This window comes from Exiguobacterium sp. SH31, from assembly GCF_001816105.1.
In the GTDB taxonomy this organism is placed as follows: domain Bacteria; phylum Bacillota; class Bacilli; order Exiguobacteriales; family Exiguobacteriaceae; genus Exiguobacterium; species Exiguobacterium aurantiacum_A.
Window position 1 is genome coordinate 1 of sequence record NZ_LYTG01000073.1, and the last position, 8,874, is coordinate 8,874.

The window sequence follows — 8,874 nt, forward strand, 5'->3', positions numbered from 1 at the left end:
GAAAAAATTGATACGATTGGCGTGATTCCAACCGTTAAATTCTTGCGTGAGACATATGACCTGTCGCTTCTTGAAGCGAAACACTTGGTCGATCGCGTAATCAAAAAGGAGTAGCACGCGCTACTCCCTTTTTTGTTGATTTCATTTCGGAAAGAAACCGACTTTTCCTTGTTCGTAGACTTTATGTGTGACGTGTTCCGGGTCGATGGTGGCAAGCTTTTGATCAATTTTAGAAGAAGCCATCCACGCAAACAAGTTGAATGCCACCACGAGAATCAAAATATTCGCTTGTTCCGGACGTAACAGCAACGTCACAATCAACACACAAAAGATCACAATCACGGCCATCCCGCTCCAATATTCATACCAGACGAGCCGCCGATAATCAGAATCGTCGTTGAACGTGAGCAACGTCTTCGTTCGTGACCATATTTTGACGAACCCGATTGCTGGAATGAACAAGACGAACCATACCAGTTCAGCGAGTCGACGCTCTCCTGTGAACCAAAAGATGACGCCGAGTAAGATGATGAATAATCCAAGAAGAAGTGCTTGGCGAGTGGAACGTTTCCCCGCCTCGTATAAGTGGTCAAACCGTTCGCGTTGGGTCATATTCGTCTTCCTTTCTAGTCTTCCTTTCTAGTCTTCCTTTCTAGTCTTCATCTGATTTACATTCATTTGTCTAAGGACACTTCCTGTTCTTGTCTCGCTAACAGAATCTGAAACCCACACAGTAGCAGCGGGACAATCATACGGGACAAAGGAAGTCCTACAATCGGTACGAATAAGCCAATCATCCCGTGAAGGATGGCGAGCCCGTACCACATTTTGGCTCGTGCATTCACTCTCTTGATTTCCTTTTAATTTGGCTCATACAACTTTACTATGTTCATCCGAAATTTTTTTCATTTGTTTCCACTGCACAAACGCATTCACAAACCAAATGATAGTCAATAACGGAAACATGACAATCATCCATGTTGAACTCTCGATTTGAAAAAGCGGCATCATAAGCAAAAGGCCGATATTCAATAGACCTACACTGAGATACATGAGAAAAAGGCGTCGATGTTTCGTTCTCATGGCGTTTTCACCTTTGTCACACTCGGGTATTTGATTGCATTTTTCTTAAGCTTCTCTTCAATCGCCTGCGACACATCAATTCCTGCCGCATGGGCAAACGTCAGCGCGTAAATGAGGACATCTGCAAGCTCTTCTTTCATCTCGACTTGTTTCGTCTCGAGCGCTTCTTCGCTCGATACCCATTGGAACAACTCCAACAGTTCGCTCGCCTCAAGCGACAACGATAACGCCAAGTCTTTCGGGTTATGGTGGGACGCCCAATCGCGCTCGTCACGGAATTCAATCACTTTATCCATCAATCGTTGTACTTCGTTCATTTATCCACGTCCTTGTTTTGTATTGTAAGAAAGCTCAAAAATAAATCTTCATACCTGATTATTATGGGTCAGTTGATTCAATCCTTATGGAAAAGGGTCATTTTGATCACTTAACTTGATTCGGAAAAAAAGAAACGGAACAAATAAGAGGCTAATATACCCCAACGTAAACAACTTTTGTGTCTCATTAGAAATGTATTGTCGTTGGCCACAGTTCGGACAGGCTTTTCCGTCTTTTGAAAATCCAAGTGACAGCACTTCTTTGATTTTCCACTCGTAGTAACAATTCGTGCAACGTGGTACCATACTCCCCCTCCTTCTCTATCTTCTTTTACGAATAAACACCTGAGAAGTTTCACATTGTCAACGTAGCTGTATAAAATGCGAAGAGCATATCTAGATTCGGCTTTCATTCATCGTTACGGTGTTTTTCTCAACCTCTCCCTTAGGTCAACTCCATATAGAAACACGTATAGCAAACATGCTAGTAAAACAGTAAATAATGGAACGTATCGATGAAGCCCCAATCCTTTGTCACGAACACCATATTGAATTGCCCACTAGATGAGAACAAGCGACAAAATCAATCCAAGTAGCTTAATCACCGAGTAAGCGCCCCCCATCATTCCACTGCCCATACATCTCGTTGGCTCTTGTCTTCTCGATAAACTTATCAAGTCGTTTCATATATAAATCGCGGTCTTGGCGAACACTTTGTATCGTATCGATGCGGATGCGGCGATACAACTCAGGGAATCCCATGAAGTGTTCATACACTTGCATGTCCTCTTGCAAACGTTCGATTATTTCTTCATCAATGACAAACGACTCGTTCCGCATATCAGGCAGAACACGCATCCCGCTCTCTGTCATCAACCCCAATCGTTGGAGCCTGCGGACACGTTCTTTATTCAGTTCGGTCCAATTACTTTTCTTCCTTCTTGGTGAAAACCGTTGCGCTAATTTATCTTCCTCTGTTTTTTTAGCAATCCCATCAATCCATCCGAAACATAACGCTTCTTCCACGGCGTCTAAATACAATAGTCCATCGCTGCTACCCTTCCGACTGAGGATGACCCAGCAAAACGATTGTTCGTCTTGATGTGATTCAAGCCATTTTCGAAAGTCATTTCGATGTTGAAATCGCAGGACCTGCTCAATCTCCATGCATTTTCCCCTTTTCCAACCTTTTTCTTTATTATCTTATGTACGAAGACAGGAGGTAAACAAAAAGCAGCTCTTATGCATTCCTCTTCATCCTAGGACTGTCATGAGTTAGAATCGGGAATATTTACATACGGAGGTGAAAACAATGATTCGTTACTATAATACTGAAGAAGAACGATTTATTGAGACAACTTTTGAAAACAAAATTCTTGTATACGTATCTGCATTTAGAACACATCACGATCGGACAGAAGCTAAGACGTTTTTACCTGGTGGTGTACTCGTGCAAAGTGGCGGGAACAGCTTAACGTTAAATAGCGAGTTACTTGAACAGTTCGTTGGATTCTCGATTCAAACGGTTTGGGACAATCAATCTGCCTCCCGAACCGGTAAACAAATCGCGGATGCGATGGCAAAGCAATTAACTCCGTTATTGGAAAACAAGAAAAAGCCTTCGCGATTGAAGGCTTGGTGGAAAAAATGATGATTCATCTTTGAATACGCTTCTTTTGAATATGTAACAATTTGTCTCTCAATGCTTGATTACTCGCATATAAATAGAGTCCTTGAACGCCTCGTTTCATCAAGATATTGATTGAGTTCAACACGATTTGTTCTTTCGCCAATTCGACGTTCTCGACTCCATCAATCCCGGCGTATGCCCCCGTATCTTTATAAAGATTCGTGTCGATCACCAGGCAATCCTTCGTCTCATCGTATGTTACCGACGGACCTAAGACGATCCCGACATAGTTCAAATCAAAGCCCTGAATCGTATAAATCGACCCAGCCTCAGCAATCGTCTCTGACTTCTCGGCCCACGTCGTTTTTCCGCCCGTCGTGTTCCAAGGCAATTTATATTCCCCATTCGACTCATAGACATAATACGTTTCGCCGTCCTTTTTATGAAGATAATCAAACGTCGACACGACCCGGCTGAGTCCGTGCTCCTTATCTCTTTGCATGATCAACTGATGCATCTGTTCTAACGTGTCAAACACGCGTAACTCATAATCGTTTGACTCCGGGAATGCCTGAATGCGCTTGTCTTTGAAGGCGTTAATCCAATCGATGACTTCTTCACTCGCTTGCATCCGGAACTGATTCGTCAGCTGATACGTCTCCGCATGCTTTGCTTTCTGTTTGAATGATTCAAGTAAACCTTGATTCCACTTGCTTTTCAACTTTAATACTTGATGTTGGTCAAAAATGACGATGACGACTTTCGCCACCTTCATCAACTCTTCGAGATGGTTATCCGCACGAAAGTTGTTATATGCATCTGACTTTGTCAATAGGAGATGTGCCTCATCGACCAAGATGATATCGACCTTCTTATCTTGTAACTTGTTGAGGAGCGGTGTCGGTTTCGCAAAATGGCCCGCCTTCAAATGTTTGACCTGTTTGGCAATCCCTTTATACGTCTTCAGCATCTCCTCATGATTGACGACCAAATAGTTCTCCGTCTGATGCAGCTTCGAGCCTGCCTCATTCGTCCGGGCTTGGATCGTATTGAAGATTGAACTGAGGACGACGCTTTTGCCGACGCCCGCCTCGCCTTCAATGACATACAAATCCCCATACATGTCTTCCGGTTTTGCCTTATCGATTCGCGTCTCGCAAAACTCGAGCACGCGCTCCTTCAAATCCATTTGTTCGAGCGACAGCTCTTTGAACGGTGACAGCTTAAAAATGTCCTTGTTTTCGATGGCATGAAGTTCATTCCGAACGAGTCCCTTCTCATGTAACGCGCTCCATAACTCAGGAAACAGTTGATCGTCATAGAACGATTTATTGTGGTAGTTGTGCGTGAAGTCGCTCGCCGTTTTGCTTTTGTTTTGTAACGTGTACTTCTCGTCCCCTAAAAAGTAGTTGATCAGCTTCGTCTCGAGATGGAACGTCGCCGATCGATTGAACGTCTCGTGCTTCACGAGATTGATTTGGTCCACATTCTTGCGTTCTGCCTGCTTCAGCTTCAAATGTTGCTTCATCCGTTTTTGGAAATGCACCGTTTCCCCGATGTACGCTTCTTTTTGTCCGTTCAAAATATAAATCACCGGATAGTTCAAATAATCAGCAGACCGCTCAATCTCATCTAAATTCTTTTCAACAAAATCTTTTAGACCCTTTTCATCAAAATCTAACGGAATGACCTCAATCATCTTCACTGACACACCCTTATCTAATTTCAAATTATCTCCAGTTTAGCATAGCCTTATTCCATTTCATTACTCAAGTCTTTCCTGAATCAATGGTATACTCCAACTAAAAAGGGAGGGATTTGGTGCTTACTTTCGACAACGTCTCTGTTCGCCAACAAGACACGCTCATCCTTGAAAATATCTCGTTCACCATCAATTCGGGTGAGATCGCGGCCATCCATTGTGGCGTCACTTCCCGGGAAATATTGTTCGCGCTATTGACCGATACGCACGCGAACTACTCCGGGACCATCGATACAGAGCATCGTACACTTTCGCTCTTCTCTATCCGGGATGGATTATACGACCGGCTGACGGTTGAGGAATACTTGCGTTTCACGCACACGCTCTACGAATCGACGGAATCGCTGGATGTAGTCCTTCAAACCGTTCAACTCAACCCGTACCGGAACAAGCGATTGAATCGACTCAGTCTGTCGCTCGTCCGGCGCGTTCAATACGCAGCGCTTCTCCTACATAATCGCGACATCTATGTCCTCGAAGAACCGGATCAAAACGTCGACCAAGAGACTCGGCACTTATTTGCGACCGTCTTGATGAAATTGAAGCAACAACAAAAAACGATCCTGCTTCTGACGAGCAATATGGAGAGTGCCCTGTTCGTCACATCGACCGTCTATCGCATCGACCACCGGCACTTGCGCCTACTCGATGTCGAACCGGATGAACCCGATACGAACGAAGATGTCACACCTGACGTGATGCACGTCCGCTTCGAGAAGATTCCGACGAAAGTGAACGAAAAAATCGTCTTGCTCGATCCGCCAGAAATCGACTACATCGAAAGCCAGGACGGCCAATCCGTATTACACAGTCAATCGGAACAGTTCCCGAGCGTCTTCACGATGAACGAGCTCGAGACGCGTCTGACCGCGTACGGCTTCTTCCGCTGTCACCGATCGTATATCGTCAACCTTCAACGGGTGCGGGAAGTCATCACGTATACGAAGAACAGTTTCAGTCTCGTGCTCGATGATCCAGAAAAGACGACCATTCCGCTCTCGAAAACGAAAATGGCCGAATTGAAGATGATGATCGGACTGAAATAAGCTCCATTCACCGACCGATTCGCTCCACTCACTCCTCAAGAAGCGCTGTTCACGGCCATTTTAATGCATGTCCCTCTAAATCAGCATACGATGAAAGCAGCAACAAACATGCTGACGAGGAGGAACAACTATGCAGGACATCATCACAGTAAGCCAACTAAAAAAGTTATTCGGTAATGAAGAGGCGCTACAGGACGTGACGTTTTCCGTTAAAAAAGGAGAAGTGTTTGGCTTTCTCGGACCGAGTGGATCCGGGAAGACGACGACCATTAAAATCTTAACGTCACAACTCATCCAGACGTCAGGTGACGCGACCGTGTTCGGTGTCCCGGTCTCCGAGTTAAAACAAGAACAGTATCGGAAGCGGATCGGCGTATTGACCGATAACAGTGGCCTCTACACACGTCTCTCGATTGAAGAGAATCTGCAACTCTATTGCGACCTATACGACGAGCCACGAACACGAATCGATGAAGTGCTCCAGATGGTGAACTTGGCTGGAGAACGCAAAAAACGCATCTCCGACTTATCGCGCGGGATGCTGCAACGGGTGACTCTCGCTCGGGCGCTACTACATGAACCGGAGCTGTTATTTTTAGACGAGCCGACGTCCGCGCTCGATCCGGTCAACTCGCGTCATATTTATAAAGGAATCGAACGGTTGAAGGCAAAAGGGACGACCATCTTCTTGACGACGCACGACATGAACGAGGCAGAAGAACTGTGCGACCGCGTCGCCTTCTTACATCAAGGAGAAATCCAATTGCTCGACGCCCCGAAACAATTGCGCCGGAAATATGCGAACGGCTCGATGCGCGTCGAACTGCATGACGGGGAAACGGTTGACTTGAAACAAGGAAAAGACGGGGCTGATTGGCTCCATGAACAGATGCGCGACCAAAACATCGCGGCCATCCATTCGAACGAGCCGACGCTCGGGGATATCTTTATCGAAGTGACGGGGAGGAAATTATCATGACATTTTCAATGAAACGGGCACTCGCCATTTTCCAGAAAGACTATAAAGACTTGTCGCGGAACTTATTCGTGTCCTCGACGTTGATCATGCCGCTGTTCTTCGCCGTCTTCTATTCACAGCTCGGCGGAGAAGGCATCGACGTGACGTACTTCGTCATCAACATCACGTTCAGCCTCGTCGCGACGTTCGTCCAGTGTGCGTTGATTGCCGAAGAGAAAGAGAAAAACACGCTCCGCGGGTTGATGTTGTCACCGGCGAGCACGTTCGACATCTTGCTCGGGAAGAGCGCGTTGACGTTCATCACGACACTCATCCTCGTCGCCATCAGTGCATGGATCATGGGGTATAAGCCGGCGAACCTGTTCATCATCTCGCTCGCATTAATTGTATCGACCTTATTCTATATCGGGATTGGCACGATACTCGGCTTGATGACAAAGACAGTCATGGAGGCCTCGCTCATCGTCATGCCAGCGTTTTTCTTCTTCTCGTTTTCACCGATGTTGTCGGTGTACGAAGACCGGTTCGCGATCATCGGCCTTCTCGACTACTTACCGAACGTCGTCTTAATCGATCTTGCGTTTCAGATTGAGTCTGGAGCTGGACTTGGCGCGATTTGGGTAGAACTTGCGCTACTAGCCGCCTGGGCGCTCGTCGTATTTGTCGGAAGTATTGTCATGTATAACCGGAAACAGACAGACTAAAAACAACCGCGAAGAAGTGACGTCACTTCTTCGCGGTTGTTTTTTCCATTGAGAACATTTAAATCATGATGCGTTTGACGTTTTCGTGCTTATCAGCGCATCTTTCCGGTCAAGTCGATAACTAGCAAATGCTAACCCAGAGGCAATCAATGCACATAATCCGCCCACCCAAGAAAGATGAATTAGATTACCACTTGCTACTACGTAACCGCCAATCGTCGCACCTAATGCGATTCCGACATTAACGGCTACTGGTGTAAGCGAAGAAGCAAAATCTTTCGCTGCTGGTGCATAAATTGTCGCTAAGTTCATTAAATACAATTGAACGGTCGCATTCATGGCATAAATCATGATTGCCATCAACATGAGACTCATCAGTCCAGCCACAGTTGAATTCATCGTAAAGTAAAGTGAACCCAAGATGATTGCTTGAACAATAAATACATAACGTAACTTACTGATTCCGTTACGACTCGCAATCTTTCCTGCCAAAATATTACTCAAAATCGAGAACGCTCCATATGCTAGTAAAATCATACTCACGTAACTTGTCGGAATATCTAGACCTTGTTCTAAAATCGGTGTGATGTACGTGTAAATGGTATATGTCCCTGCAATCGAGAATGTCGGTATAAAGAAAGCCAATAACATTCGTGGATTCGTCAACAACACGAGTTGATCTTTCAAGGACCCTTTCTCTACTTTCATTTTTTTCGGAAGAATCAAAATTGCCATAATCAAACTGATTATACCCAACAACGTCGTGAACCAAAATGTAAGTTGCCAGTTTCCAAGTTGACCAATCAATGTGCCAATTGGGACACCGATCACATTTGAAATTGTAAAGCCCGCAAAAATTAAGGCGATGATTGATCCTTTCTTATTTTTCGGCATAATGTCACCGGCTATGCTCATCGATAAGGCAACGAGAACACCACTTACTACTGCCGTAAGGATGCGAGACAAGATTAATAGTTCATACGTAGCGGATAACGCACTGATGATGTTTCCAATGATAAAAATAGAAATCAACGTCAACATTAACGGATATTTTGGGAAACGACTAACAAACGCCGTCAACACCGGTGTCCCGATTGCATAGGCAATCGCAAAACCGGATACAAGAGTTCCTGCTGTCGCTAAGCTAATATTTAAATCCAAAGATACTTCCGTCAACAAACCAACAATTACAAATTCACTCGTCCCCATGACAAACGTCAATAACGTCAGCGTGAACGCCAATACTTTTTGTTTCGTATTTAGTCCTTCTTGATTCAAAGTTCGATCCATTGGTGTCACCTCTATTTTCATATAGGTATATCTAGAAATGTCGATATAAGCGGTCAAAAAAAG

9 protein-coding genes are annotated in these 8,874 nt (G+C 45.0%); 4 read left to right on the top strand and 5 right to left on the bottom strand.

Annotation, left to right across the window (positions count from 1 at the left end; genetic code table 11):
• Positions 1-141: 141 nt before the first annotated feature.
• From A6395_RS10610 to A6395_RS10630, 3 genes are all read right to left on the bottom strand, one after another.
• The gene (locus tag A6395_RS10610; protein WP_071398997.1) at positions 142-612 is read right to left on the bottom strand and encodes a hypothetical protein; all 471 of its coding nucleotides are present in this window, start codon (positions 610-612) and stop codon (positions 142-144) included.
• A gap of 467 nt (positions 613-1,079) precedes the next feature.
• The gene (locus A6395_RS10620; protein WP_071398999.1) at positions 1,080-1,400 is read right to left on the bottom strand and encodes a nucleotide pyrophosphohydrolase; all 321 of its coding nucleotides are present in this window, start codon (positions 1,398-1,400) and stop codon (positions 1,080-1,082) included.
• A 597-nt stretch (positions 1,401-1,997) separates the two neighbouring features.
• Positions 1,998-2,567, bottom strand: coding sequence for a YdeI/OmpD-associated family protein (locus A6395_RS10630; RefSeq protein WP_071399001.1), 570 nt, complete (start codon positions 2,565-2,567; stop codon positions 1,998-2,000).
• A 145-nt stretch (positions 2,568-2,712) separates the two neighbouring features.
• Between A6395_RS10630 and A6395_RS10635 the strand changes: the two genes are divergently transcribed.
• Positions 2,713-3,051: a hypothetical protein gene (locus A6395_RS10635; protein ID WP_071399002.1), complete on the top strand. Its 339-nt coding sequence runs from the start codon at positions 2,713-2,715 to the stop codon at positions 3,049-3,051.
• A 4-nt stretch (positions 3,052-3,055) separates the two neighbouring features.
• Here A6395_RS10635 and A6395_RS10640 read toward each other — a convergent pair whose 3' ends face one another.
• Positions 3,056-4,759: a DUF2075 domain-containing protein gene (locus A6395_RS10640; RefSeq protein WP_252100534.1), complete on the bottom strand. Its 1,704-nt coding sequence runs from the start codon at positions 4,757-4,759 to the stop codon at positions 3,056-3,058.
• 92 nt (positions 4,760-4,851) lie between these two features.
• Here A6395_RS10640 and A6395_RS10645 point away from each other — a divergent pair, with 92 nt between their 5' ends.
• The 3 genes from A6395_RS10645 (at position 4,852) to A6395_RS10655 (ending at position 7,521) form a co-directional block, all read left to right on the top strand.
• The gene (locus A6395_RS10645) at positions 4,852-5,838 is read left to right on the top strand and encodes a LytTR family transcriptional regulator DNA-binding domain-containing protein (protein WP_071399004.1); all 987 of its coding nucleotides are present in this window, start codon (positions 4,852-4,854) and stop codon (positions 5,836-5,838) included.
• Between the two features lie 130 nt (positions 5,839-5,968).
• On the top strand, positions 5,969-6,817 hold the full coding sequence (locus tag A6395_RS10650) for an ABC transporter ATP-binding protein (RefSeq protein ID WP_071399005.1): 849 nt from the start codon (positions 5,969-5,971) through the stop codon (positions 6,815-6,817).
• Positions 6,814-7,521, top strand: coding sequence for an ABC transporter permease (locus tag A6395_RS10655; RefSeq protein ID WP_071399006.1), 708 nt, complete (start codon positions 6,814-6,816; stop codon positions 7,519-7,521). Before A6395_RS10650 ends, A6395_RS10655 begins: the two co-directional genes overlap by 4 nt.
• Before the next feature lie 63 nt (positions 7,522-7,584).
• Here A6395_RS10655 and A6395_RS10660 read toward each other — a convergent pair whose 3' ends face one another.
• On the bottom strand, positions 7,585-8,832 hold the full coding sequence (locus A6395_RS10660) for an MFS transporter (RefSeq protein WP_353647114.1): 1,248 nt from the start codon (positions 8,830-8,832) through the stop codon (positions 7,585-7,587).
• Between the last annotated feature and the right edge of the window lie 42 nt (positions 8,833-8,874).

Bases quoted from the DNA above. Each gene is read 5' to 3' on its own strand.
- A6395_RS10610 (WP_071398997.1), bottom strand. From the start codon at position 612: ATGACCCAACGCGAACGGTTTGACCACTTATACGAGGCGGGGAAACGT.
- A6395_RS10620 (WP_071398999.1), bottom strand. From the start codon at position 1,400: ATGAACGAAGTACAACGATTGATGGATAAAGTGATTGAATTCCGTGAC.
- A6395_RS10630 (WP_071399001.1), bottom strand. From the start codon at position 2,567: ATGGAGATTGAGCAGGTCCTGCGATTTCAACATCGAAATGACTTTCGA.
- A6395_RS10635 (WP_071399002.1), top strand. From the start codon at position 2,713: ATGATTCGTTACTATAATACTGAAGAAGAACGATTTATTGAGACAACT.
- A6395_RS10650 (WP_071399005.1), top strand. From the start codon at position 5,969: ATGCAGGACATCATCACAGTAAGCCAACTAAAAAAGTTATTCGGTAAT.
- A6395_RS10655 (WP_071399006.1), top strand. From the start codon at position 6,814: ATGACATTTTCAATGAAACGGGCACTCGCCATTTTCCAGAAAGACTAT.
- A6395_RS10660 (WP_353647114.1), bottom strand. From the start codon at position 8,832: ATGAAAATAGAGGTGACACCAATGGATCGAACTTTGAATCAAGAAGGA.